Genomic DNA, 26,539 nt, shown 5'->3' on the forward strand with positions numbered 1-26,539 from the left:
AAGTTTTTCCTTTACAAAGTAGGATTGGTAATTTATATTAAGGGCGTGGAACAGGTTTAATTTTCCATTAATTCATGTATTTATGGAGGTGGAAGTGACAAAGAACAATCATGTTGGGATATTCGATACCCAGTACAGGGCGGTGACGATTGGTATTATGCTGGTTCTGGCAACCGTAGCTTTTGAAGGGCTGGCTATAACAACAATTGCCCCGAAATTGGCACAAAGCTTGCAGGGCATTCATTTGTATGGTTGGATCTTCAGTGCATTTTTGTTGTCTCAGCTTGTAGGGACTCTGGTCATGGGGCAACAAGTTGACAAACGGGGCGTTTTTACATCCTTGCTTGTCTCTTTCAGTGTTTTTGTGATAGGTACCGTAGTTGCGGCTATTTCTCTTCATATGCACATGCTTATTGCCGGAAGAGCTCTTCAGGGTTTTGGAGCGGGAGCGCTGATCACATGTGTGTATGCCTGTGTAACGTTGCACTACCCGGATGCTCTTCGTACTCAAATCTTGGCAGCATTCTCCTTGGCCTTTGTTCTGCCTTCCTTAATTGGACCTTATATGGCAGGTCTTATTGCCTCCTATGTCTCGTGGCGATTTGTTTTCTGGATTGTATTACCCTTGCTTGTATTGGCCATTAGTCTAACATACCGCACGTTCCGTAATTTGCAGCTCAAACAAGCTTTGACTGATTCAACCCAAACAGCCGATACGAAGATCATCCAGGCAATTCTACTTGCCATTGGAACGGGGCTGTTACTCACGGGGCTCGGAATGATTACCGTTTGGGGAGGAATGGCACTCGCTTTTGGTGGATTAATCGTCATGGTTCCGCTAATGCGCAAACTTCTGCCCCTAGGCACTTTTTCGGTGAAAAAAGGGCTGCCCGCAACGTTGGTTTCCAGAGGGCTGTATGTCGCTTGTTATTTTGCAACGGAGAGTTTCGTAATCCTTGCACTAACCGAAATGAAGGGGTTATCGGCAGACCTTGCTGGCCTGATTGTAGCAGCAGGCTCTCTAAGCTGGTCCGCTGCCGCGTGGTTACAAGCGAGACTCGATGTACGAGATCGCGGTGTTGGCCGCAAGCACAGAGTCATATTGGGAATCGGGATCATGATTTCTGGAACTGTACTTGTGATGCTAGCGCTTTTCATGACAAACAGTGGAGTTACACTCATCTTGGTCTCACAAATGATTACAGGGTTCGGTGTTGGATTAGCCAATCCTACAACTGCAGCCATTGCTTTACAACATGCCGAACAGGGGAAAGAGGGGAAAATGTCCGCCAATCTCCAATTCGTAGATTCCTTCTATGTGGCAGTGAGCATTGGTGTAAGCGGTGCACTGATCGCCTTGGCCGAAACATTGCAGTGGGGCATATCAACGGGAGTTTTGATGGTGTTAGCCCTCCAATTATTATTTGTTTTGTTAAGTTTCTTAGCATCCTTACGAATCACAGAACTCGTTCATCAAGAACATCATCCGATAAGCCATGCGAAGGAGAATCTTCCCATGTAACAGATAACGGATCGTCGTTAAATCCATCACGAAGAACGGGGTGAATTATTACATTGGGAGGTAAAAAAGATGGCACGTGTGTTAGTTGTCATTACACCGGCTGAAGGCCATGTGAATCCGTCATTAGGATTAGTTACTCAGTTGATTGACAATGGCGAGGAAGTTGTCTATGTGTGTACGGAGGAGTACCGTTCCCGAATTGAACAAACCGGAGCTCAGTTACTTACCTATCCATTTCCGCAAGATGCCTTCTCTCATGATCCGGTTTTGAAACCGCAGGAGTACAAGCATCCTTATCAGTTCATTTATATGATGGTAGGCGGGATCATTCGGAGGATGATCCCCAATGTGCTTCGAGTGATTGAAAATCAAAAATTCGATTATTTGATCTTTGATTCCCTGATGGGCTGGGGAGGGACTATTCTTGCAGAAAAGCTGGGAATTCCTGCGGTGTGTTCAATCGCCTCCTTTGCTTTCGTAGAACCTTTAGGGGCTGGCCAAAGCTCGAATGACAAGGAGTCAGATACTGAGGGACTGTATGAGACCACGATGAAGATAACTCGTGAGTTAGCCCTAGAGTTTCAAGTGAGGATTCCAGCGCTGGAAGAGATTCCGGCACATGCAGGTCGGTTAAAGCTCGTATATACAAGCCGTTATTTTCAGCCGCAGGCAGAAAAACTGGACGATAGTTTTATTTTCACTGGTCCTTCAATCATACCGCGCCAAGATGCTCCGACCTTCTCGTTCGAGCTGCTTCGTGAACGTTACCCGCAAACCGTGTACATTTCCATGGGCACCATTTTAAATAAAAACTTGGATTTCTATCGGCTTTGTTTTGAAGCATTTGGAGATTTGCCGGTGAATGTTGTTCTATCTTCAGGAAGATACACTTGTATGGAGCCGCTGGCTGATCGGATTCCTAACAATTTTATCGTCAAGCCATACATTGCGCAGCTGGATATGCTGCAGTATACGGATGTTTTTATTACACATGCTGGAATGAACAGTACGAGTGAGGCACTTTATAACAACGTCCCTTTGGTGATGATTCCACTAACTTCGGACCAGCCTCTTGTCGCGAATCGGGTGCAGGAGTTGGGAGCGGGTGTCACTTTAAATAAACATACGCTAAGCGCAACTGATTTGAGAGAGGCATTAACAGAAATTTTGAGCAATCCGCTTTATAAAAAGCAGGCTCACCTCATCGGTGAATCTTTACGGAATGCCGGCGGTTACAAGCGGGCCGCAGAAATGATTATGAATCATTTTGCTAAAGTGTAATCCTCTTTAGAGACACCATTTCTAGACTCCAGTGCCAGAGGTTTTGGAATTACCACAATTTAAAAAAACTATAGTTTAGGTAAATCTTACTCCTATTAAAAACGAAATAACCCTGTACACTAAATAGCACAGGGTTATTGTATTCTGATGAAAAATGCTAGATTAAATATATGGCGAGATGTTAGGATTCGTTGACTGATTCTTTGTAGCCATTTTTTGAACCCTGTAAACGCAGCTTCTTCCTCCGGATAAAATATATTCAACCCGCTCAACAGTTACGTCGTTTCCAAGAACTTGATGAAACAACTGTAATTCGTTTTTACATAATCCGGCACATGTCGCAGCAGCTTCACAAATCGGACAATGCTTCTCAATAAACAAAAAACATCCATCTTCTTCTTGCTTGATCTCAGCCATATACCCTTCATTGGTCCGAATCTCCGCCAGTTTCTCCAACCTTTCTCTGGTGACGGAAGTGTCGCCAATGTAATTCAGATACTGTTTTTGCATTTTTTTATTCCGGACAGCCAGCAGTTTATCCATGCCTTCGCTTCCAAAAGCCTCTTTCATCGAGTGGATCAGACTGAGTGATAAATCCGAATATCCGCTTGAAAAAAAGCGATCAGCCGCAGGCGTTAATTTCCATAGTTTGGTTGGTCGGCCCATCGGACGAGCCTCTTCTTCGTATGTAACCAACCCTTCTTCTTGCAAGGCATTTAAATGTTGGCGAATCGCCATTCCGTTCAGGGAAAAATGATCGGAAAGGGCCACAACATCCATACCTGCATGTTCTTTTAGTAAATTGATGATGGCTCTCCGAGTATTCATGGAGGCATCTTTTTTATTTTGATTTTGTCTCAATGCAGACCTCCACTGTAAAACCTTGATAATGACGTGAATGTGTACATTTTTAATTACGGAATCAGATCATGTATGAACTGACACCCAAAGGGGCTGCGCTTGCTGCTTTCATTCCCGGTCTAATGAACTGGATTACCTATGAACATGAATAGCTTGTAGGGCTACCTGGGCTTCTATTAATTATGATTTACTAAAATTATGTTATGGAGGGTTACGTAATGATTCAGGTTACCGAAACAGCATCACGAAAAATAACCGAAATTATCAAAAGCGCAAACATACCTAACGCATTTCTAAGGGTTGGTGTTGAAGAGGGGGGATGCAGTGGATTATCGTACATGTTGATTGTGGATAGGCAGCAAGACAATGAAGATATTATACTGGATCAAGGAGATTTCAGCATACTAGTGCAAGCCGATCATGACCGGTTTATTGAAGGACTCGTTATCGATTACGAAGAAAGCGGAATGTTGGGCGGATTTACCATAAATAATCCCAATTCAAAAGCGTCTTATTGATGCGGGGCCAGTTTCAGAATGGCCAATTATCGTGGAGACGTTAAGAAATGCGACTAGAAGCGGGAAGGAGATCCATCCATGATATCATTGCTAGTATCAGATGATTCTTGTCCCGTCCTGAAGACAAGAACTTATATCGTTAGCCGAAATGGACAAGAACTTGTATTCATAGCCGATTAGATAATTTACCCCAATACAAGAAGCCAGGGACTGGACAACCGACAACAATATATGCTGTCTAATGAACAATTGTAGGTGTCGGAGGACAAGAACATATACGCTTAAGGAGGTCGCGAAAATCGCGGCTTTTTTGTTTTAACGATATAAGATCTTGTCCCGAGCTAAGGACAAGATCTTATATCATTAGCCGAAATCGACAAGAATTTGTATTCATAGCCGATTCATGAGGACCATTGTTCTTAAAATTGCACCTAGACCATAAATGCTAAGTACAGGTTAAAGATGGGTCAGCTTTATAAATTCGCAAAATCTTGTGAAATTCGACTTATTATAAGGTAAAATGTGTATTTTTGATATAATGTACCTATACACTTGGTAATCTTCATATTCGAAATAAGAGTGATTTTGAGAGGGGGAAATAAATTGTGATCAAGGAAATCCACATTAGTAACGTTGCTACCTACAGCGATACCGGTGTTGTCTATGACGGACTGAAAAAAGTTAATTTTTTTTACGGATCAAATGGGAGCGGAAAGACTACTTTATCTAATGTACTCAAAAATCCAGCCGCTTTCCTGGATAGTCGATTAGAATGGAAATCCCAACCATTAAAAACAGTAGTGTATAATCAAAAATTTGTAGAGGAAAACTTTCACCAAGATACAGATATTAAAGGCATTTTTACTTTGGGTAGAGAATCGACTGAAATTAAACAAGCTATAGTTGATAAAAAGAAACTCCTTGATAAAGTGGATGAGGAAATTCGAAGATTAGTTTCAAATATAGGATCGAAACAAAAAGAGTCAGCTCTTAACGAAGATGAATTTACAGAAGATTGTTGAAAATTAAAGCGAAAATACAACGAGGTATTCTCAGAAGCTTTTTCTGGTTTACGAAACAATAAAGTAAATTTCATGAGAAGGTGTACACAGGTTTCTACAGGTTCTCCAGTTTGTGATTTTTTAGATCTCCAAGCTAAAGCAAACAAATTTTATAAAGGATCAATTGAAAAGCTTCCTCTCATTGATCCAATCAATATTGATCAACTTCATGCAATATGTTGTCACAGAATTTTTCGCACCCCTATTATTGGTAAGCAGGAGGTAGATATCGCTGTCCTCATATCTAAGCTGGCCATAAGTGATTGGGTGAAACAAGGACACCAACATTTAGCAGCAACAGAAGGATTATGCCCCTTCTGTCAACAGGATCTGCCAAAGGGATTTACTCAAAAGTTAGATGATTATTTTAACGAGTATTATGAAAAAGAAATGAAAGAACTTCAGGATCAAATTGGGAAATACAATCACTTCATCCAAAGTCTATTAACTCAAATATTCAAACTGATGTCCAAAGGTGAAGATACATACTTAGATCTTAAAGTGATCACACAAAATTGCGAACTTATCCAGTCCAAAAATGAACATAATCTGGATATATTCAAGCAAAAGCAGAGCCAACCTAGCAAACCGATTGAACCTATGACCTTTAATTCATTCGTCGAAGAAATTAATGTCGAGATTGATCGAGCAAACCAACAAATCAAAACACATAATGCTTATGTTGATAATCGAGAAGATGAAGAGAGACTTTTAAAAAGCCAGATTTGGGACTATATTCTGTATGAGAACCAACAGAATCATGAGAAATATGTACGTAAGGATTTTGCCTTAGGGAAAGCAATAGAGAGCCTTAATAAGACACTAGACTTAAAGAAACATGAGAAAAACACGTTGGTAACGGAGATTCAACAGTTGGAAGCACAAATCACCAGTGTTATCCCATCTGTAAATGAGATGAATCGGCTATTAAAGGCTTATCATTTTACAAACTTTAAGTTCGCTCATACCCAAAATCAAGGGAACTATCGTTTAATTCGATCCAATGGTCAGGATGTGAATCAAACTTTAAGTGAGGGTGAGAAAACGTTCGTTACATTTCTTTACTTTATGCATTTATTAAACGGGAGTAATAATAGTGAGCTTATAACAGAAAATAAAGTGGTCGTCATAGATGATCCAATTTCAAGCTTGGATAGTAATGTGTTGTTTATTGTTAGTAATCTTATTTCAAAGCTCATTGAAGATGTTCGAAATAATCAAAGCAATACTATTCAATTGTTTCTTCTAACTCACAATGTCTATTTTCACAAAGAGATTACGTTTTCTAAAAAAAGATCAAAGGATGGATCTAAAATGCAGGAAGAAACGTTTTGGATCATACGGAAAGTAAATGATATAACGGAATCTAAATCCTATGATAGCAACCCGATTAAAAGTTCGTATGAGTTAATGTGGCAAGAATTAAAATCGGCACAACATAATTCTTCAATCACAGTTCAAAATTTGATTCGAAGAATCATTGAAAATTACTTTAAGATATACGGTAATTATAGTGATAATGATATCATTGAAAAATTTGAAGAGGAAGAAAAAGTGATATGCAAATCCTTACTTTCCTGGGCCAATGATGGTTCTCACTTCGCAGGGGATGACTTGTATATTGAACATCCTATTGATACTGTAAATAGATATTTATGTGTCTTTGAAAAGATATTCATAGTGACTAATCATCACGCGCATTACAAAATGATGATGGGAATTGAGGACCTCCAAGAGGAAGTGACCGACCAAACCCAAGTATCATAGCATTTAAAAAGACAATACTAATAACTAACGGTATGTAAACTCGCCAGTTTGCATCCCGTTTTTTTTAGAAGTTGGATACGAAATGTGACACACACATGTCGGGGTACAAGAACATAGTCCCATTGAAAGTCGCTAAAATAGCGGCTTTTTTGTTTTATCGGTACAAGTTCTTGCCCCGAGTCGAGGACAAGAACTTGTACCGATTGCCGAAAAGGACAAGAACATGAGCCGATTACCGATTAGATAAGTATCTAACTATGTTTCCATGCAATTTCATTAAGCTAACGGGCAGGATAGTTCAAACGTTTCTCGAATATTTTATGAGTTGGATAATTTAATGAACTTTGTGAATATAACGTTATCTGAAAGATACGCAAATCTTATATGTGAGGTGATTCGTTTGAAGCAAGGACTCATAGTGTTGATGAACGGAACTTCAAGTTCAGGAAAAACTAGTATTTCTATGGAACTGATCAATCAGAAAGAGATTCTTTTTCATCATTTATCAATAGATGATTTTTTTTATAATTTCAATGATTTTATTGATAATAAATTTCCAGATCTTAAACCTACAAGAGAATTAGATGATCAAGGTATTGCACAAATAATTTTTGATCCCATAATTTCAATGTACTATTCGACAATTAAACTGTTTTCGGAAATGGGTTTGAATGTAATAGCAGATACCGTAATCGACAATGACAAGCGGTTTAATGATTATCTTGATGTACTTTTTGATCATCCTACATTATTTGTAGGTGTAATATGCTCAAAAGAAGAACTCATAAGAAGAGAGCAAATAAGAGGAGATAGAAAAATTGGACTAGCAGCTTCACAGTTCAGCAAAGTATATTGCATTGATGAATATGACCTTGAAGTAAATACTGAAGAGTTGAATCCAACAGAATGTGCCGAAAAGATATTAAGTTTTATTAAGTCCGATAAGGATTACTCGGCATTTAAGAAATTAAGTAAAAGAGATATTAGTGTTTCATAGAAGGCGAATCCATCAGATAACACCATATTCAAGCATTGGGGCTATCGCCCCTCGGTCTGCCCGAGGGATTTCGGAATTAAGCTAACGGGACACGATAGCACCATGACAATAGGCAGCCGAGATCATCGGCTGCCTATTCAGCTAACTGGCAGGATAGTTTAATGTAAATGAAAAAAGCAACACGTAGTGGTATGCACTCGTGTTGCTTTCAGTGTTCTAAGATCTAAGTTTCTTAACGATAGGGATCCAAATTTCAGTTTCATACATGTTGTTTCCTCTATCGTAAACCATTTCAAACTCGGGGGCATTTACGAGTTCGTAATTACAGGTTGGAAACCATTCCCCCCAAATACGTTTCCACAATTCAAGAATACCACTCTGTCCGTCTGGGTTGATTCCAGTTGTGAATATTGCGTAGGTTTGAGGTGCGATATGAAGTTTTTCAAACCCTCTCTGCAGTCCGCTCTGAGGTATAAAATAACCGATCATGTAGGAATAATTCTTGCCTTTGTTGTATTTTATTCCATGAATTTGATCATTTTCATTTAAATTCGCAGCATCACGAATTCTATCAACGGTTCCGTCAGAGACACACTTATTCCAAAAAGCAGGTATTTCAACAAACCCATCTATACTGACTACTGTGGATACGCCAAACATTTCAAAAGCTTCTTTTTCTTCAATTTTGTAATTCATTTCCACATCTCCTCGAATCGAAATATGAAAGGATAACCGAGGATAGGCTTTTAGTGTGACGCCTTTGTCGCGCGCTGACTTGGGCATCACACCGTGCATTTTTTTAAACGCTCTAGAAAATGCCTCTGGAGATTCGTAACCATAATTCAAAGCGATATCGATGACCTTTACATCGCTGTTTTGTAGTTCAAATGCGGCAAGAGTAAGGCGTCTGCGCCTAATATACTCAGAAAGCGGCACACTGGCTATGAACGAAAACATCCGTTGGAAATGGTAAGTTGAACAACAGGCAATTCTAGCTATTTGGTCGTAATCGATTGTTTCAGTCAGGTGTGTTTCTAGATATTCTATTGCGCTATTCATGCGATCCAACCAGTCCATACAACCATCCTTTCAAGATCAATTATAGGAAATAAAGAAAATTGAAACCTTGCAATCCATGCACCGAAATATCATGTTCGAGATTGTATTAATAAATCCTCTATTTTGGGTTACCAACTGAAGTCTACTTAGATATTGAACTAAAGGGATACGATAGCCCAATAAAAAAGCATCAACGTGATCAGCTGCTGTTTTCAACTAGCAGACTGACAATAGGGATCGTTGCAGAAATGCTGACGATCCTTTTTTGTATACCTTTACGGAAGTTCAACCAAAGTTTTAGATACAAAAAAGCCACTTGCTTTCGCAAGTAGCCTTTAACCGCTAAGCCCATGATGACCATAATAAATAGAGAGGGTGTTCTCCCTAATCCAAGAGCGCCTAATCAAAAGGAGAGAGTCCCATGAAAAAACAGTTTATCAAAATCGCAGGAATCGCACTGGCAGCAGCACTTACGGTATGCACGATGGGCATCACGACACCAAACGCACAAGCCGCTACAACTCAATTTTCAGACGTGAAATCGACCCACTGGGCCGCCAGCGCCATTACCAAAGGTGTATCTACAGGCTATGTCGATGGGTACACGAATGGTACATTCAAGCCGGACGCCAGCGTCACACGCGCGGAATTCGTGAAGATGGTCGTCTCGGCCATGAAACTTGAAACCACACCAGCAAGCGGTAAATGATACACCGAGTACGTTGACGCCGCAAGCAAAGCAGGCCTTTACGCATCCGCCGATTTCAACAATAACGAAGCGGCTTGGACGAAAGTCATGACACGCGAAGAAATGGCCCGCGTTGCAGCTCGTGCGATCGGAGAAACGACAAAAGAAAATGACAAATGGATGTATCTCGCCACGAAAGCCGGTCTGATAAAAGGCGTCGGTATAGGGCAGATCGCTCCGAAAGGGCTGACCACACGTGCGCAGGCGATCGTTGTAATCGAACGCATTCTTTCCAAGAACACCGGCACTGACCTCGACGTCGATAAGTATGCAGTCGGCAGTGCTGAAATCGCATGGCACGGTACGAACATCTTCACCGTGATGCCGGAAATGTGGGTAACAGCGGAAGCCCATCTGAAACAAGCTGGTAAGTCGTCGGTCGAAGAATTGTGGAACGAAAAGCTCATGACCATCACGTCGAAAGACGGGATGTATCAAGGCAAGCTTGACGCCCTTATCGCCATCGACCTTTCCGATCCCAACGACCCCAACCTTGGTTTGATTGCTCCGATCAATACGCTCAAATGGTTCAATAACCAACCTTCGATCAGAAACCTTATGGTCAAAGACCAGAAAAACAGTTACGTCCTGTATTTCAAAGGTGGGACGGTATTTAACAAAGATACAAAAAAATATAATCCACGAGAAAGACTACAATTCCGGGTCGATGGATTTGATAGTCCTGATCGCAATGCCTTTTTCGATAAAGGTGTGCTAAATGCAAGCGCCAGCATTTACCGCGATAGCCTGTTCGACATCCCTGCCGTTATAATCCCAAAAACGGGAACTGTGCAAAATTATAGCGATTTGGAAATTAGACTGCAAACACCAGCGGGTGGATGGTGGTTCAGCGAAAGTGTTCCGCTCCGTCTAAAAGGTAACCTGGAATATTGAGAAGAAAAAAGGCAGTCAGAACGCTAAACGGTGCGGATCAAACTGCCTTTGACTTTGACCTTTGCCCCGTGTGGGGGTGTTAAGCGAAGGACAGGAACGTAGGCGGTGTATTTTACCGTCTTAGAGCTGGTAGCATAAGCCCTTATTGTCTTAAAATCATTACTTGGCTCAAGCTAAGCCTATGCTGAAGCATATACAGAAAAAGGGCAGCCCCTTCAGGCCGCCCTTTTTAATATTCGGGAATTACTTCGTGCCGGCAAATTGGCCAACAAAGTAATGTTCGTGTTCAACGATAAATACCGTGCTGCAGATGTCCAAAGAAAATAAAGTATTAGACTGGTAACGCCCTATTAATTAAGCTAACTGGCAGGTTAGTGTAATAAATAGTAGTACTTTGCAAATACATTTTATTATAAATTTTTGTATTGCTTTAGTTTGAATTTTTATTCTTAAAATAGTTTTGGCTATCAGTTCGTACTTTCTCAGGTAAAACACGATCCAGTTCCTTATTTAACCAAGCAAGAGTTTTATTACGTAGAACCTTGCGCATATGCTCTTCTGCTTCAAGCATTGTCAAGTTAATCGTACATAAAGGATTGCTTTGAGTACATGAAGTACATTCTTCATTATCTCTATACATTAAATTAGTTTTTAATATGTTTTTACATTGAAAAATAGTTTTTTTTCCTTCAACCGCTTCAATTACATCCCAAAACGAAATTTCCTCAGGGATCTTAGCTAATTTATATCCTCCCTTTACACCAGGTGTAGAACTCACAATACCAGCCTTAGACAATTTACCGAAAACTTTCGAAAGATACGTTTCTGAAAGCCCTTGAAATTCTGAAAGATCCTTTATTCCTATGCTCTCCTCTTCTGGTATGTCTATTAAATAGACAAGGCTATGCAAAGCATATTCAACCATAACACTATACTGCATATATAAAATCACCTACCTTCATGTTAATAGGCTTACCAAAAACATAGTATAGCATCTTTGTAAATTTACATAAATTAAAACGCTGTATAAATTGACATACAATTGGGAAAGTCGTATTATGGATTATGTTGATCGACGATTAGTTCGATCGACAATTATATAGATGAACTTTCAATTTTAAGGAGGAAATTTCCATGAGTAAACTACTTATCATCAATGCACATCCAGAATTTGATTCTAAAACCTCAGCAAACAGGATAGTTTAAGATCATACGCGGTGATGATAAAGGTTGAAGCGGCATTGATAAATATGCTTTTGGGGGATTAAGCGTAGATAAAGCCTATAACCTCTCGTATAATGAAACTATCTTCAAAAATGAAGGGACTGAACTATGCGCAGATGTCAATATTTTCAACCTAACTATTAAAATATAATGGAGGTAAAAGTATTGATTACAGAGTTACACACAGAACGTTTACATTTGAGAAAAATGAAGGTATCGGATTCGTCTAGCTTGTTTAAAATTTGGTCTGATCCAGATGTTACTAAATTTATGAATGTTAGTTGTTTTACTAATGAAAATCAAGCAAAAGAAATGATTACTCTCCTTGATGATCTTTCTCAAGACAGCAAAGCTATTCGTTTCTCCATAATTAAAATAGAATCCAATGAAATCATAGGTTCTTGTGGTTATAATTCCTTGGATTTTGAAAATGCAAAAGCAGAAATCGGATATGACATTGCAAAATCATTTTGGGGAAGAGGATATGCTTCAGAAGCTATCTATTCATTGTTAGATTACGCATTCTCATCTTTAAAAATGAATCGAATCGAAGCAAAAGTTGAACCCGAAAACGTGAATTCAATAAAACTTTTACAAAAGCTAAACTTTACGTTTGAAGGAACACTAAGACAATATGAAAGAGTAGACGGAAAGTTTAACGATCTCAATATCTATTCAAAATTAATATCGGATTGATTTGATTATTCCTGCCTATTTTGAATTGTAAGTAGCATACATGAAAACTTACCGTTACAGAGCGTGGGGAAACCATATCACAAGGCATTAAACTAACGGGACACTATAGCTTAATTAAAACGCGGCTGCCGGCATGGATCGGCAGCCGCGTTGCGCTAACGGGCAGGATAGTTGAACAAATCGAACTTATTTTCGTCTAAGAAATGGTAGAAGATAATTAGATATGTCTAGATGGATTCAATCAGTGACTGCTGCCATATTCAATGCCTCATTGCATCACTAAATTTCCAGAGTGTCAGGTAGCGAGTCGGTATTGACAATAGGGTTAGACAATGTGCATAAAAAACAAAGAAGCCCTCATAATAGAGGGTTTCTTTGTTTTTTGCGATTCGATGCCGCATTTTGCATCATTTATTCAAATTCGATGGGAAACGTTTAGAGGGATATCAATATATTAAGCCCTACAACAAAAAAATATGGGTTCCTGTAGATATCAAAAAATAAAACGTGCGCATATAACCCGGAAGATAGACACCTTTGAAAAGGAGGTCGGCTTCAAGTTTACTAATGCTTCGTAATCTACTGATTGCGGATGCTTCTCCATACACTCTTTTTCTATCATAAAATTATTCATGTTTCCTATCCGATAATCCGAAAATTTCAGGCTGTCGAGGTTGGTAACTGATAAAAAATATATAAAGCCCTGAAAATTTGCAGAGAATTTTCAGGGCTTTGTTTATATTAATAATTACGTTATTAAAATGAGTCAGTTTGTGTTTTTTCTTATAAAGTATTCTCGGCTATCTGTCCGTAATTTTTCTGGTAAAACGTGATTAAGTTCATCATTTAACCATGCAAGGGTCTTATTACGAAGAAACTCACGCATATACTCTTCTGCCTCAAGCATAGTTAAGTTAATTGTACAAGAAGAATTGGCGGAATTACATGAAGAGCATTCTTTATCTAAATGCATAAGATTATTTTTCAAAATATTTTTACATTGAAAAATAGGTTTTACTCCTTCAACTGCTTCTATTACATCCCAAAAGGAAATTTCTTCGGGGGATTTAGCTAATTTATAACCACCCTTTACACCAGGTGTAGAACTCACGATACCAGCCTTTGATAATTTACCAAAAACTTTTGAGAGATATGTTTCTGAAAGCCCTTGAAATTCTGAAAGGTCTTTTATTCCAATACTTTCCTCTTCGGGTACGTCTATTAAATAAACAAGGCTATGCAACGCATATTCAACCATAACACTATACTGCATATAGACTCACCTGCTTTCACTGTAAAAAGGCTATCAAAAAATTATTATAAGCCCTAAGTGTTTTTTTGTAAATTACCAAAACTAACTTTAGAATATTGTCTATAGAATTTGACAAAAGACTATGTAGCATTTATATTATTGATTATGTTAATCGTCGATTAATACGATCGACAATAAAAAAATCAATCTAGGTACTTTTCATTCAAGGAGGAAAATACTCATGAGTAAATTACTTATCATCAATGCACACCCAAATTTTGATTCTAAAACCTCTGCAAGTCTGGATGTGTTTAATTACTTTTTAAAAGTTTACAAAGAAAATCATTCAAAAGACGAAGTCATTGAACAAATTAATCTGTACGAAGATGAAGTACCCCTGTTAGATAAAAATGTACTTAGCGCATGGGGGAAACAAGCAGAAGGAAAAGAATTAACAAGCCAAGAAAAAAAAGTAACAGACCGCATGAGTGAGATATTAAAACAATTCAAAAGTGCTAATAAGTACGTAATTGTTTATCCAATGCATAACTTTAATATCCCCTCAAAACTAAAGGATTATATGGATAATATAATGATTCCAAGGGAAACGTTTAAATATACCGAGACTGCAGCGGACAATGGAAGAATGTCTGTCGGTCTTATCAATGATGGAAGAAGTGTGGTTGTCATTCAAGCCAGTGGATCAATATACACCAATAATGACTTTTATACCGAAGTGGAGTACTCACATAAATTTTTGAAGTCCATGTTTCATTTGATTGGAATCGAAGATTATGAAATCATTCGAGTACAAGGAGTTGGTGTTCTGGACAGAAATGAAGTATTACAAAAAGGTTATAAAGAAGCTGAGGAGCAAGCTTTAAAATTAACAACTAAATAGGAAAATATTGAGGCAGCCGATCTTATGATCGTCTTTCGTTGATTAGATAATTTTATTTCCAGATAGGAACACGCGTTTATCTTTATAACAAATAAAGGGAAGCTCAAGCTATCTTCCAGCTTAAGCTTCCCTTTATATCATTTCCTTTTCTATTAAGCACCAACAGCTTGCAAACTAAGCGTAGTGGCATCGACGTTCAACTCAATTCTCCACTTTTCCACTATTGTGATAGTATTTCTCCGATTTTAACCCCAAACGTCCGGCGAAATTGCAGAAATCGACAAGAAACTCATTGAATTCAAATATTTGCTATCTCAATTAATGATATGGTAACAAGCAGCGGATCAATAAAAACGGCGTGTTTGCGTCATTTGTCACATCGATTCTATTATTTGTAATCGGGGGAGAGCGTTTCAGGGGTTTGGCGCGGGAGCCATCATTACGTGTGTTTATTACAGCATTACTTTAGGCTATCCTGATAAGCTGAGAACGAAAATATTCAAGCGCGTATATTTTACCTGCGTTAATCGGCCCTTATATCGCCGGGCTTTTAGCTCAGCACTTGTCCTGGAGATTTGTTTTTTGTCTGGTGCTTCCATTCATTGGCTTGGCTGTCTTACTGACTCTCCCCGCTTTCCGCAAACTTTCAGTAAGAGAGAAAGGGGTCAAAAAAAGCGGCGGTAAAGAAGTATATACGGTGTTGTTGGCTATTGGAACGGGCTAGCTGCTGACCGGACTCGGGTTTATAGCCGATTGGAAGGGGATAGCTTGGCGCCGTAAAATGCGACGGCGGCCTGAACATTCCGGATGGCGAAGTGTACACCGCACCGGTTCGTGATTACGTTCTGACGATCCGCCTTTTTGTACATGTTTGTACCGGTACAGGTTGTCTTTAATATTGTAAGCAGTTAGTTAGTGGTTTCGGTTATGCTGAACTCAGTTAGCCGGCCGGCTCTTAGCATTGATAATTAATCCAAGCAAAGGCGATGATTAAATATGACGCAAAGAAAAATTATTTATCTATGTGCACTATTATACGCGTTAATTATTGGTTTTTCCTTTCTGTTTACGAAAGTGGCGCTCGGCGTATCGAATCCGATCGATACGCTTGCATATCGTTTTACAATCTCATTTTTATCCATCCTGATTCCGGTTGCGGCGGGCTGGGTCCAATTGGGGCTCCACGGGAAAAAAGTGTGGCGCCTTCTGCTTATCGGACTGTTTTATCCGGCGATGTTTTTTGCCTTCCAAGCCTTCGGCTTGGTGTATGCAAGTTCGTCCGAGGGTGGAATTATTCAGGCTTCCTCGCCGATCTTCACTATGGTTCTGGCAGCGTTTTTTCTCAAAGAAAGAACGACTTGGCTGCAAAAATTGTCCGTCCTGGCCTCCGTCGGCGGGGTCGTTTATATCTTGATGATGAAAGGAGCATCGCTTAACGTGGCCAATACGAAAGGCATGGCGCTGCTTCTGCTGTCATCACTTATGCTTGCCGTCTACAGCGTGCTGGCCCGGTCGCTGAGTACGGAATTTACGGCGCTCCAAATAACTTTTGCCATGATGGCTTTAGGATTCATTTGCTTTAATGCAATGTCCATCATCAACCATGCAACTCAAGGCACACTGCCTGAGCTGCTCGAGCCGATTAAAAATAGAAGCTTCGTAGTCGCTATTTTATATATCGGAATTTTGTCGTCGCTGGTCAGCGCGCTGTTATCCAATTATGTGCTGTCCAAAATCGAGGCTTCCCAGATGAGCGTGTTCGTCAATGTGGGAACGCTTGTTTCGATATTGGCGGGCGTTGTCTTCTTGAATGAGCAGCTTGCCTACTATCACATCATAGGTGCAGTGTTCATTATTGGCGGCGTGCTGGGTGTCAATTACCGTGGGCGGAAGCGGCAGACGCTGAAAGGCAAAATGTCCGCTTGACGCTCTTGTCACAGCTCTTGTATCACATCGTCTATTCTAAGAAGCGTTTAAACTAAGAGGGAGGATCTATGTATGAAAATTGTTATTGCAGGGGCCAGCGGCGCTTTTGGAAGGCCCCCTATTGGTTAAGGCGGGACATGTAGTGGTTGGACTTACTCGCAATCCGGGGAATTTGGAATTTCTTCACTCGGAAGGTGTTCAGCCTGTACTGGTGGACGTCTTTGTTTGCTGTTCTGCGCGAAATCAAGGCCTGGGACGGATTTCTGGCAGGATGCGTGATGTCATTGATCTCATCCAACTTGCTCAGAATGGTGATAGACCATATGATCGACCAAGGCTTCATATCCTGCCCGTTAGCATAACACGGCTGCCGATTTATTCATAAATGGCAATAATAAAATTAAAATAACTTCAGAAATAATCAAAGAAAGAGGCGGAAATATTGGAACAGCTGCTAAAAGAAATTAAGTTACTCAGTGAAAAGGAACCTAAAACGTTAGAGCAAATGGCATTAAAGCTATCAGAGGAAGTTGGCGAAACCTCTCAAGCTGTACTATCTTACATAAAAGCAAGCGGAAGTAAGTACAAGCAATTAGGAATCGAAGATGTAAAAGAAGAATGTATTGATGTTATTTTAGTAGCCTTAGCTATGTTTTACAAATTATCCGAGAACGATAAGGAATTATACGAGTTAATTAGGAAAAAAATGGACAAGTGGGAAAACAAAATCAATTGACGGCGAAAAAAAGGATAATTACAACATTTCCCGAATAGAATCGAATGTTCGGCGAAGAAGAGGTAACCTCGAAAAAAACCGAACTTTTCACGGATGCCCAAATCCGTTTGGTTAGAGTGTTTCGGAATATATAACCAATTAACATAAACCCTTGTCCACGCACCTGAACAAGCTATTACATACGATACATCATAATTTATTTTGATTAAGCAGGTGAATCAAAATGTCATGTTCGTGTGGATGTGGAGGAAAGAAACGAAAGAATTCTGCTAGAAAAGTTCCCATGATTGGTGTCAGAGCCGGGATTCCGCCTGGTTGTATTGATTTTGATACAAATCCCAGAGGATACGCTGAATGTGTAGCGCGTGGAGGCACAGTTCACGTTGATCCAAGACAACGTATTTCTTTCTGTTGTCCTCCTCCTGGAAAACGCCCGTGTGGATGCGGCGGGAAGAAACGCAACAAATCCAAATTACGCAAAAAGCATTGAACTAACGGGCAGTTTAATGCAACAAGAGCCCAACACTATGACCAGGAACAGAATGTAAAGGCTTATTGGCAGTCTGTTCAGTTTAAGGCTAAAATACAACTGAAGGAATTTCGGGAAATATGGGGAATTCTATTTTTACCCCCTATGGGAGATATCACTAAAGTGAGGGAGATACAATGAGTCAAACCGTAAATAAATTGGAAAAAGAAATAACAAAAAGAGTGCGGATGAAATACCTCTTACATTTGCCAGATCATTATGAAAAAGAATCCTCAATTAAGTGGCCTTTAATCTTATTTCTTCACGGGGCAGGTGAACGTGGAGATGATCTGGAGTTGGTAAAAGCACATGGAATTCCTATGATAGCAGAACGCGATCCTTCTTTTCCATTCATTACGATTTCCCCTCAATGCCCGGAGGATTCTTTTTGGAATGCTGAACAAGACGGATTGATGGCATTAGTAGATGAGATCATTGCAAACTACAACGTAGATCCAGATCGGTTATACTTGACAGGGCTAAGCATGGGTGGTTATGGGACGTGGCACTTAGCAGCAGAATATCCAGGAAGGTTCGCGGCTATCGCTCCAATATGTGGTGGAGGTAACCCCAACCGGATACATGAACTAATAGGAACACCCACCTGGGCATTCCATGGCGCGAAGGATGATATAGTTCCTATTGCTGAATCAAAAAAAATGGTAGACGCACTTCGCGAAAACGGTGGAAATGTCTCTTTCACAATTTATCCTAAGTCGAATCACAACTCCTGGACAGAAACATACGATAATCCGGAATTATATAGCTGGTTTCTAGGTCATTCTTTAATGGTAAGGAAATGAAGTTGTTTTACACTAACGGGAAACTTGCTCGGCGGCAGCTCCTTTTTCGTTTGCTGAAGTAACGGGCAGATTAACGCAACAACCAAAAGGATAACTCGGAAAAGTAAAAAGAGCCTCCAACTGTCGGAGGACAAGAACATTCAAGCATAAGAAGTCGCCAAGTGGGCGGCTTTCTTATTTTAACGATGTAAGATCTTGTCCCGAGCTAAAGACAAGAACTTATATTCATAGAATCGCAGTTCCTCTAATTGTCATAAACTTGTTATCTGCTTTAGCAAAATCGATCTGGATTTCGACATTACCTTTTTCCGACACTCTAGCCAAAACCACACATAGCCGTAGCCTGTGTGGTTTTGTAAGATACGACTTAGTGCCTGGACCTAATTAGATAAACCTTATCTTTATCCAATTGACTGGGATATAAATCCATAAATGTAATAAAATCCAGTTCTTCACTTGGTAGTGAAGAGATAACATCCTGTAATTCCAATTGTAAGTTGTTATATTTATTGTTATCTAAGATGATGCAGAACGCTATATCGGTATCTATGTTTAATAATTGAAACAGTTCTTTTATCTCTTTGGATTGATTTCTTTTTGGATCGGACGTTACAAAATCGCAGGAGCATAGGTTAGTTATATCATAATAGAACTTCTTTGATTGTTTATTTTCCATATTCTTTGTTAAGTCTCTAATGTAGATATCCATGTCGATATGCTTTGCTATCAATGAATCTGGAATTTTATGATCTATTACAACATGCATAAAGTAACACATAGCAACCTCCAATTTTGAATAGATATTTTAATGAAAGAAAGAATGTCCTCAAAATCGAAGACCAAATGTTGTAGGGTAGTAATGGTCTTTATTAAGTATCATACCATTACTTCTAGGGCCCAGATCAAAATAAGCCGTTGAAGTTTGTATCTTGAGTTTGAAACACGAGACTTTTTATCAAGAAATTTTGAAGTCTTTGTTGGCATGAAAGCTTGCAATATTGGTATTGGAGTCGGCAAATGGGATGATTATTTAGGATACTTTTTGAAAGGAAACGGCCAATTAAACGAGTATAGATATTGATCAGGAGATATGTGAGATTTTGGGTTTAGGCAGCGAAGAGAGGGTCACACGAATCCACTGTTGTAATATGTAGCGATTTTTCAGGGTGCGAGCTTCCTGCAATGGAATATGATTTGGTTACAATGATTGGATCTGCACTAAATGAGATTGGGGTATACCGAAAAACATTTGAAAAAATTAGTAAAATGATGAAACCTAATGGACAATTCTTGTATATGGATTTTAATAAGTATCACAAGAAAGAAAAACTATTAAGCAAATTAGATCATTTGAATATGGAATTAGAACGATTAGAAGAATATAATCGGTATCCGAGTATCAGTTTTTATTGTATGAAAATTAGAAGAACAGATTAGTCTTTTGTAGTTTATTCGAAGATGCAGCATGCGTCGTATAACACAGTGTTCCAGCTTCCGGCTGACGCCGCTCGGTCTGCCTGAGGAATTTCGAGGAGGTAATTCAAGCAGACACATCGATTCCCCTAAGATAAGAGCTATCTAAGGGGAATCGACGTCAAGAACACAACAACGTTAGCCGAAATTACCGAAAACAGAGAAAGGTGAACAATATCATGGATAATCAAACCCCAATTAGGCTTCGCCCGGTAAATCTATATGAAGACTGTAAGCTTGCACTTCAATGGTATCAAGATCTTGAAGTTATTCATTTCTCAGAGGGGCCTGATGTAGAACCATATGATCTAATAACTGTACAAGCCATGTATGAATACCTGAATTCAATTGGAAAATTGTTAATTATTGAGGTTTTTGAAGACGGAGAATGGGTATCCATCGGAGATGTTACATTCTCGAAAGAGTCAATTCCAATAGTCATTGGTGATAGAAAGTACCGTTCCAGAGGGATAGGCACAGAGGTAATGAAGAAAATTATTGAATTAGCAAAGAAGAAGATTGGAAAGAATTAAAGGTAAAACAAGTTTATGATTATAATGAGCGATCTCATCGAATGTTTTCTGGTTTAGGTTTTGTGGTTACCGGTGTAGATTTGAAATAAAGTCGTACCGTTTGGAAAAAATTTGATATAATTGTGTCACAATCTATTACATTTGGCACCGCAAACGGGGCATATTGAGAGTATTGTGTTGGTGACAAGAAAACAGAATGAGTAACGCTGGAAATTAATGTTATTTACACTTTGCTACGGGGGTACTTATGAAAACTCACTATTATTTAGGTTGGTTTAACAATTTTTTTCCAGAGAATCTGGGCAGGGTGTTACAGGAGGATATAACTGATAGAAAATCGCTTGCTATGATTAGCTCGAATCCATTTTTTTATGAAGATGATGGTGCTACTGAACGCTCGTGGCTTGACCAGGCCGGCATTATGTTTGATGAATATCATTTAATTAACTATCGCGTACAGAAGGAAGATGCCCAAACGTTAATTCAAAATGCTTCAGTCATTTTCTTGTTGGGTGGAAATACTCTTAAACAAAATGGGTTTTTGATGGAATATGAATTGTCGGATTTGATTAAAAAAAGCAGAGCCGTAGTGATGGGAGCAAGCGCTGGTGCGATCAACATGTCCGCTAAATGGTTATGCTCGAAAAACTTTGGCTATAAAGTTGAAATAAGCTCTGTTTACGACGGAATCGGCCTTGACGATTTTTCCGTCCTGTCTCATTTTGATCTTGAAAATAACATTGCGTTGGTTCAAGGCGAACTGTCTCCCTTATCGGAAGAAATGAATATTTATGCGTCGAACAAAGATTGCGCTGTACGTGTAAAGGGAGACAAAATCGACATTTTAGGCAATGTATATTTAATTTCCCACTCAAAGATTCAGAAATTGGATGAGACGCTCTCGACTTTAGTGTTCGGACCAAAGCAATAACGAATGCGAAAACTAAACGCAAAGAAGATACATCGGCTATAACGCCTCTATTGCCTGAAGTACGGGCTGAAGGACATTTGAGATGGAACCAGATCAATAGATTAAGAGAAGCATACAGAGAGACTCCCAAGCGTGTCAAAAGTGAAGGTTTGACTTTGCCTATCGAATTTTCTTATGAAGAATCGGAATATGCGAACGAGCGATGGTATTTTAAACTATGGGATTTTACTAGTTTTGATTTCGAAGTTCTCGACTCTGATGTAAGAAGCAGTAAAGTAGACGACCAAGAATGTTTTGTTGAGTTTATTCGTGCAGAAAACCTTGATGATGAATTGGATGGTGATGGTCCATGGTTTCTCAATATTCTTAAAATGCGAATATTGGGGAATTGGGAAGCTAATCATACCAAGGCTGAAGACCGTACTGAAATATTAGAGTATTTAAAGCAATGGGGTTACGATGAAGAAGATACGTCAACAACAATCGCTCCATTTTTCTCTAGAAATCCAGGGTTGCTCACACAAGGGTTTCAGATCACAAGACGTCAACGAATCTCAGATAGATTATTAATCAATATCGAACCAATTTTTATAGCATGTATGTTTGCAAGATTCGCATTGGATATTATTACTTCTTCAGGTGCTCGCATTAACGAAGTGCTTCAATTATGCAGGTGGGGCAGCGATACGGTAGATGGTGGACACTTTTTTATTACAGAGAATTATGGACCTGTTGTGGATATTATCAAGCAAACATTGACAATATCGGATAAAATTCTAGAAAGGCAATGATAGATCGTTTTATTGTGAACTAATCTTCATTTATCTTAATTGGAAAAGAGGTTTTGAATCAATGAATAGCAATATTATTTGGGGGATAGTATTATTAGCGCTGAGTTTGTTTCTTAAGCCATTATTGGCGATTGTGGGGCTGAATGAAAGGTTGTTCGGATTGCACTGGCAAGGTGAAACTGTGTTTTCATTGAGTCCATTCTTAGTTCGGATTATTCTAGCAGTAATTGGGATTATCATGCTTATCATCGGCGGTATGCAAGTTGCAAAGCAGAAGAATAAATAGTTGAAAGGATAGAGAGCACAACAATTGATCTTGCCACAATATTGAACATTTATAACCAAGGTATTGAAGACCGCAAAAAATTATTATAATCCCCAAACGGGGATTTTTTAATGTTCGTAGAACAAAAGGAGCCAGTGAGGCTCCTTTTGTTTGTAATTATCACGATTTACGAAATGTGACACATCTCGAAAATCGATCAATTTAATTTTTACTAAGAAACACAGAGGATACGAAATGTGACACATCTCGAAAGATGTCGAGGGACAAGAACATAGGCCCATTGAAAGTCGCTATTTTAGCGGCTTTTTTGTTTTATCGGTACAAGTTCTTGTCCCGAGTCGAGGACAAGAACTTGTACCGATTGCCGAAAAGGACAAGAACATGAGCCGATTACCGATTAGATAAGTATCTAACTATGTTTCCATGCAATTTCATTAAGCTAACGGGCAGGATAGTTTAGTGAGAGAGTACAGAATTACTGATTAATACATTCTAAAGAGTTTATGGTATTTCGTGAATATACTCTCAAAGATAAGGTGATAAATTGCATAACACGATAAATAAGCAGCAATTTATTGATTGAAAAAGAACAACATTCTGTTGTGATTAAGGTCAAAAATACGGATGAACTTGTTCGAGGCATTTCTAGAAAAATGAATCAGAGTTATTTATTTATTGAAACAGAAGAGAGCCCTATTCTTAGATTAGCTATTGCTGATATTATTGAAATTTTTGCTATACAATCTCCACCTCAAAATCGCACTGTTTTACAATGGAAAAATGTGGAAACGAAGCTTGGTTTAATTATAGCTCAATTTAAAAATCTAAATGATAATGATCAAGAACAAATTATCTCAGAATTATCGAAATATTTTGGTAAGCCACTAATAATTTCAAGGAATGAACTAGGGCCTGTCTTCAAACCTAAGCCAACCAAACCTTGTCAAAAAAGCTCTAAACGTACAGGCTAATTTATCGAACCGGGTAGCTATCCGGCGGTAGTGTTTAATCTTGTTGAAAAAACATTCGATTTCATGACGTTCTTTGTAGAGCCACCAGTCACATTCACGCTGAATCTTACGAGATTTTTTGCACGGAATCACGGGCTGAGCCTGCTGCTCATGAAGAAAATCGAGAATATCATTGGTGTCATAAGCTCGATCAGCCAACACGTTTGCTCCAGCGAGTTCCATGCATTTCAACATGTCATAACCGGTCACACAATCATGATTTTGGCCGCCGGTGAGTTCAAAACGCAAAGGGTTACCCAGCGCATCTACAATTGCATGGATTTTGGTTGTTAATCCGCCTCTGGAGCGGCCGATTGCCTGAAATTGCTGCCCCCTTTTGCTCCGGCTCCATGTTGATGAACGCGAACAATCGTCGCATCGATCATCACATTTTCGAAGTCGGGTTCAATCGAAATCTGTTCAAGGACTCGCTCCCATACGCCTGACATTTGCCACCGACGAAACCGAGTGTAAACCGATTTCCAGGGACCATAATACTCCGGTAAATCGCGCCAAGGCGCGCCGGTTCTAGCAATCCAGAGCATGGCATTGAGCATGGTCCGGTTATTTTTTGCAGGTCGTCCTCCTTGTTTCTTTCGTTCGGCTGGCAACACGTCTTTGATAAGTTCCCACTGATCGTCATGTATTTCGTATCGTCTCTTCATAACCTGATTTTACCACTTATAATGCTAGTTTTATAGTTTGAAGACAGGCCCTAGCTACATATAAGTATGATGATATTGAAAAGATTGATAATGTGATTCTTTCAAAATTGTTTCAAAATCTTGTGAATTTGGATTTACCTCAAAGAATCTGCTTTGGACGCTTAGATCCTAACGGGGAACACTAGTTCAAATCAGAAAGATTAAAACCTTCTATTAGAAGCAAACTAGATTTAATAGCTCTAATAGGAGGTTTTGTTATGATCTTAAGTGAGTTGTGGCGACTGTATGAGACTGATAAATGTATCCAAGGATTTAGTCCGAAAACATTGAAAGCATACGCTCTCCAGCACAAAATGCTGATGAAGGAACTCGGTGACCTGGATATAACCGAGATAACTTTAACTCAGCTGAAGGAGTACTTAGCGAAACAATCTAATCGGTTGAAGCCAAGTAGCCAAGGACACCGGATTCGCTTTGTTCGTTGAAGTAAATCTATATCCGCATCGATTTCGTCATACCTATGCGTGCCAACTCCTCGATAATGGAGCACCTTTAGATTTCATTCAAGGCATGCTAGGGCATGAAAAAGCATCAACCACTCAAATATATGCTCAGCTACGCGGCGAACGACGACGAGAACTTTATCGTCGTTTTTTTTAGCATTTTGAATAACAGGAGATTCCCCTTAAAGTCCGCCGTTATTCAACTAAAGGGCAGGTTAGTTGAATAGATGGGGCCGACCATGGACGATAGTAAAATTGTAAGTTTTTATGATGAAACCCTACAATTTGAATGGCATAACGGGCAGAAAGGAAACAATTATGACTTGCATAATAGTACCATAATTTAACTTATAATGATTAACATATGATATGTTAAAATTATAATTATAGAGTATAAATTGGAAGGATAGATTCAATGAAAACTAAAAAGATTATTTTTAATATTTCACTAATACTTTGGTTAATATCAACTGTTTACTTTCTTTACAAATATTCTTTTGGTATGGGGTACTGGAAAAATCCTCTATTAGTTTCTATTTTCTTCTACATATTCGCTGTAATTATTAATAAAGGCTTTAACAAGATAATTACATGTATTTCCATATTTTATATTGGATTTGGAGTATGGTTCATAATTGATTTATTATTATCTTTGGGTGATGTTTTATCGGTAGATTAGAGAAACTGGATTCTAAAGGGAAACGCTGGTTGAAATCAAGACTAAAACCTTCTATTAGAAAGCAAACTAGAATTAATTGCTTTAATAGGAGGTTTTATTATGGTTTTAAGTGAACTTTGGCGTCATCTTGAGGCAGACAAACGAATCCAAGGGTTAAGCCCAAATACATTGCGAGCTTATGCTTTGCAACTCAAGATACTGGGTTAAGGACCTCGGGGATGTAGATATCACTGAATCTGCTGAAGGAATACTTAGCTAAGCAGTCCGATCACTTGAAGCCGAGCAGCTATCGCATCCGTTTTGTACGATCCTTAATCCGATTTGCATATGAAGAAACCTATTTACCTGACAATCCTTCGCTCAAACTGCGCGAGCTAAACTGGATAAGCGGATTCCTAAGTTTTTGATGGAGGAAGATGTCATTCATCTGAATATCTCATGTCAGACCTTAAGGGAAAGAGGGCTGTTTGAGTTTCTATATAGCACAGGAGGGCTTCAAGAGGATTATTTCAATCCTAAACTTAAAAAGGGTGCTGTCGAGGGACAAAAACATGTTCCCATTGAAAGTCGCTATTTTAGCGGCTTTTTTTGTTTTATCGGTACAAGTTCTTGTCCCGATTGCCGTAAAGGACAAGAACATAGTCCGACAATGTATAGCTCATAATGATAGGTTTTAAATTGAAAATAACAAAAATACGACCGGAGCGCAGTACGGAGCGCAGTACACTAAATCCGGTCGTATCTTTATCTCCGACGATAAGAACATATAGACATTGATAGTGTCTAATGACACAAAGTTACCTACAATGTGTCGGGTGTGGTGAAATGTAATAAACTCGCTAGTGAGAAAACAGGAGAAGAATAAGTGTTATTCAACTAATGGGCAGGGTAGT

Annotated in this window: 27 protein-coding genes and 2 pseudogenes; 22 read left to right on the top strand and 7 right to left on the bottom strand. The window is 39.1% G+C overall.

Annotation, left to right across the window (positions count from 1 at the left end; translation table 11 throughout):
* The first annotated feature begins 157 nt into the window (after positions 1-157).
* Together B9N86_RS15250 and B9N86_RS15255 are read left to right on the top strand one after the other, a co-directional pair.
* Positions 158-1,522, top strand: coding sequence for an MFS transporter (locus B9N86_RS15250; protein ID WP_208920409.1), 1,365 nt, complete (start codon positions 158-160; stop codon positions 1,520-1,522).
* A gap of 69 nt (positions 1,523-1,591) precedes the next feature.
* A complete protein-coding gene (locus B9N86_RS15255; RefSeq protein WP_208914041.1) occupies positions 1,592-2,803 on the top strand; it encodes a macrolide family glycosyltransferase in 1,212 nt (403 codons plus the stop codon).
* Positions 2,804-2,965: 162 nt separating this feature from the next.
* Here B9N86_RS15255 and B9N86_RS15260 read toward each other — a convergent pair whose 3' ends face one another.
* Positions 2,966-3,664: a helix-turn-helix transcriptional regulator gene (locus B9N86_RS15260; protein WP_244562708.1), complete on the bottom strand. Its 699-nt coding sequence runs from the start codon at positions 3,662-3,664 to the stop codon at positions 2,966-2,968.
* A gap of 218 nt (positions 3,665-3,882) precedes the next feature.
* Here B9N86_RS15260 and B9N86_RS15265 point away from each other — a divergent pair, with 218 nt between their 5' ends.
* The 3 genes and pseudogenes from B9N86_RS15265 to B9N86_RS15280 all read left to right on the top strand — a co-directional run bounded on the left by B9N86_RS15265 (position 3,883) and on the right by B9N86_RS15280 (position 8,007).
* A complete protein-coding gene (locus tag B9N86_RS15265) occupies positions 3,883-4,182 on the top strand; it encodes a HesB/IscA family protein (protein WP_208914042.1) in 300 nt (99 codons plus the stop codon).
* A 605-nt stretch (positions 4,183-4,787) separates the two neighbouring features.
* Positions 4,788-7,010, top strand: a pseudogene (locus tag B9N86_RS15275) (AAA family ATPase).
* A 400-nt stretch (positions 7,011-7,410) separates the two neighbouring features.
* Complete coding sequence (locus tag B9N86_RS15280; protein WP_208914044.1) at positions 7,411-8,007, top strand: chloramphenicol phosphotransferase CPT family protein; 597 nt, start codon at positions 7,411-7,413, stop codon at positions 8,005-8,007.
* 216 nt (positions 8,008-8,223) lie between these two features.
* Here the strand turns inward: B9N86_RS15280 and B9N86_RS15285 are convergent, their stop codons facing one another.
* Entirely contained in the window at positions 8,224-9,084 is an 861-nt protein-coding gene (locus B9N86_RS15285) for an AraC family transcriptional regulator (protein ID WP_208914045.1), read from the bottom strand.
* A 403-nt stretch (positions 9,085-9,487) separates the two neighbouring features.
* Here B9N86_RS15285 and B9N86_RS30355 point away from each other — a divergent pair, with 403 nt between their 5' ends.
* A complete protein-coding gene (locus B9N86_RS30355) occupies positions 9,488-9,775 on the top strand; it encodes an S-layer homology domain-containing protein (protein WP_244562709.1) in 288 nt (95 codons plus the stop codon).
* Positions 9,776-9,862: 87 nt separating this feature from the next.
* Entirely contained in the window at positions 9,863-10,708 is an 846-nt protein-coding gene (locus B9N86_RS15290; RefSeq protein ID WP_244562710.1) for a hypothetical protein, read from the top strand.
* A 430-nt stretch (positions 10,709-11,138) separates the two neighbouring features.
* On the opposite strand, the gene B9N86_RS15295 is transcribed toward B9N86_RS15290, so the two are convergent.
* A complete protein-coding gene (locus B9N86_RS15295; RefSeq protein WP_208914046.1) occupies positions 11,139-11,648 on the bottom strand; it encodes an RrF2 family transcriptional regulator in 510 nt (169 codons plus the stop codon).
* 449 nt (positions 11,649-12,097) lie between these two features.
* Between B9N86_RS15295 and B9N86_RS15300 the strand changes: the two genes are divergently transcribed.
* Positions 12,098-12,628, top strand: a complete 531-nt coding sequence (locus B9N86_RS15300) for a GNAT family N-acetyltransferase (protein WP_208914047.1) — start codon at positions 12,098-12,100, stop codon at positions 12,626-12,628.
* A 766-nt stretch (positions 12,629-13,394) separates the two neighbouring features.
* On the opposite strand, the gene B9N86_RS15305 is transcribed toward B9N86_RS15300, so the two are convergent.
* Positions 13,395-13,901 (bottom strand): RrF2 family transcriptional regulator, encoded by a 507-nt coding sequence (locus tag B9N86_RS15305; RefSeq protein ID WP_208914048.1) that lies wholly within the window; start codon positions 13,899-13,901, stop codon positions 13,395-13,397.
* Positions 13,902-14,121: 220 nt separating this feature from the next.
* Here B9N86_RS15305 and B9N86_RS15310 point away from each other — a divergent pair, with 220 nt between their 5' ends.
* Complete coding sequence (locus B9N86_RS15310) at positions 14,122-14,781, top strand: FMN-dependent NADH-azoreductase (protein ID WP_208914049.1); 660 nt, start codon at positions 14,122-14,124, stop codon at positions 14,779-14,781.
* A gap of 343 nt (positions 14,782-15,124) precedes the next feature.
* Positions 15,125-15,502: pseudogene (locus B9N86_RS30360) on the top strand (MFS transporter); the annotation flags it as partial.
* A 22-nt stretch (positions 15,503-15,524) separates the two neighbouring features.
* Here B9N86_RS30360 and B9N86_RS30660 read toward each other — a convergent pair.
* Positions 15,525-15,650: a hypothetical protein gene (locus B9N86_RS30660; RefSeq protein ID WP_280175013.1), complete on the bottom strand. Its 126-nt coding sequence runs from the start codon at positions 15,648-15,650 to the stop codon at positions 15,525-15,527.
* Positions 15,651-15,777: 127 nt separating this feature from the next.
* On the opposite strand from B9N86_RS30660, the gene B9N86_RS15315 reads away from it, so the two are divergent.
* From B9N86_RS15315 to B9N86_RS15330, 4 genes are all read left to right on the top strand, one after another.
* The gene (locus tag B9N86_RS15315) at positions 15,778-16,707 is read left to right on the top strand and encodes a DMT family transporter (protein ID WP_208914050.1); all 930 of its coding nucleotides are present in this window, start codon (positions 15,778-15,780) and stop codon (positions 16,705-16,707) included.
* Between the two features lie 79 nt (positions 16,708-16,786).
* Complete coding sequence (locus B9N86_RS30025) at positions 16,787-17,092, top strand: hypothetical protein (protein ID WP_210190583.1); 306 nt, start codon at positions 16,787-16,789, stop codon at positions 17,090-17,092.
* A 57-nt stretch (positions 17,093-17,149) separates the two neighbouring features.
* Positions 17,150-17,443 carry a MazG-like family protein gene (locus tag B9N86_RS15325; RefSeq protein WP_208914052.1) on the top strand — a complete coding sequence of 98 codons (294 nt, stop codon included), beginning with the start codon at positions 17,150-17,152 and terminating at the stop codon, positions 17,441-17,443.
* A gap of 666 nt (positions 17,444-18,109) precedes the next feature.
* The gene (locus B9N86_RS15330; RefSeq protein ID WP_208914053.1) at positions 18,110-18,775 is read left to right on the top strand and encodes a carboxylesterase family protein; all 666 of its coding nucleotides are present in this window, start codon (positions 18,110-18,112) and stop codon (positions 18,773-18,775) included.
* Between the two features lie 367 nt (positions 18,776-19,142).
* Here the strand turns inward: B9N86_RS15330 and B9N86_RS15335 are convergent, their stop codons facing one another.
* The gene (locus B9N86_RS15335; RefSeq protein WP_208914054.1) at positions 19,143-19,541 is read right to left on the bottom strand and encodes a hypothetical protein; all 399 of its coding nucleotides are present in this window, start codon (positions 19,539-19,541) and stop codon (positions 19,143-19,145) included.
* Positions 19,542-20,427: 886 nt separating this feature from the next.
* Here B9N86_RS15335 and B9N86_RS15340 point away from each other — a divergent pair.
* The 5 genes from B9N86_RS15340 to B9N86_RS15360 all read left to right on the top strand — a co-directional run bounded on the left by B9N86_RS15340 (position 20,428) and on the right by B9N86_RS15360 (position 23,760).
* Entirely contained in the window at positions 20,428-20,781 is a 354-nt protein-coding gene (locus tag B9N86_RS15340; RefSeq protein ID WP_208914055.1) for a GNAT family N-acetyltransferase, read from the top strand.
* A gap of 247 nt (positions 20,782-21,028) precedes the next feature.
* Positions 21,029-21,712, top strand: a complete 684-nt coding sequence (locus tag B9N86_RS15345) for a Type 1 glutamine amidotransferase-like domain-containing protein (RefSeq protein WP_208914056.1) — start codon at positions 21,029-21,031, stop codon at positions 21,710-21,712.
* Between the two features lie 50 nt (positions 21,713-21,762).
* On the top strand, positions 21,763-22,503 hold the full coding sequence (locus B9N86_RS15350) for a hypothetical protein (protein ID WP_208914057.1): 741 nt from the start codon (positions 21,763-21,765) through the stop codon (positions 22,501-22,503).
* A gap of 61 nt (positions 22,504-22,564) precedes the next feature.
* The gene (locus B9N86_RS15355; protein ID WP_044876916.1) at positions 22,565-22,789 is read left to right on the top strand and encodes a hypothetical protein; all 225 of its coding nucleotides are present in this window, start codon (positions 22,565-22,567) and stop codon (positions 22,787-22,789) included.
* 575 nt (positions 22,790-23,364) lie between these two features.
* A complete protein-coding gene (locus B9N86_RS15360) occupies positions 23,365-23,760 on the top strand; it encodes a hypothetical protein (protein WP_208914058.1) in 396 nt (131 codons plus the stop codon).
* On the opposite strand, the gene B9N86_RS15365 is transcribed toward B9N86_RS15360, so the two are convergent.
* Positions 23,695-24,464 (bottom strand): IS5 family transposase gene (locus B9N86_RS15365; protein ID WP_208914059.1). Its coding sequence is split into 2 segments (ribosomal slippage): positions 23,695-24,128 and positions 24,128-24,464, totalling 771 coding nucleotides; the frame shifts between segments, so codons are not numbered across the junction. The two genes, B9N86_RS15360 and B9N86_RS15365, sit on opposite strands and share 66 nt — an antisense overlap.
* Before the next feature lie 257 nt (positions 24,465-24,721).
* Here B9N86_RS15365 and B9N86_RS30785 point away from each other — a divergent pair.
* The 3 genes from B9N86_RS30785 to B9N86_RS30365 all read left to right on the top strand — a co-directional run bounded on the left by B9N86_RS30785 (position 24,722) and on the right by B9N86_RS30365 (position 26,310).
* Positions 24,722-24,949, top strand: coding sequence for an integrase (locus B9N86_RS30785; protein WP_342192552.1), 228 nt, complete (start codon positions 24,722-24,724; stop codon positions 24,947-24,949).
* A complete protein-coding gene (locus B9N86_RS30790) occupies positions 24,939-25,124 on the top strand; it encodes a tyrosine-type recombinase/integrase (protein WP_342192553.1) in 186 nt (61 codons plus the stop codon). Before B9N86_RS30785 ends, B9N86_RS30790 begins: the two co-directional genes overlap by 11 nt.
* Positions 25,125-26,052: 928 nt before the next feature.
* Positions 26,053-26,310, top strand: coding sequence for a hypothetical protein (locus B9N86_RS30365; RefSeq protein WP_244562712.1), 258 nt, complete (start codon positions 26,053-26,055; stop codon positions 26,308-26,310).
* Positions 26,311-26,539: the final 229 nt, after the last annotated feature.

Origin of the sequence: Paenibacillus uliginis N3/975 (assembly GCF_900177425.1) — a bacterium.
Taxonomy (GTDB): domain Bacteria; phylum Bacillota; class Bacilli; order Paenibacillales; family Paenibacillaceae; genus Paenibacillus_AQ; species Paenibacillus_AQ uliginis.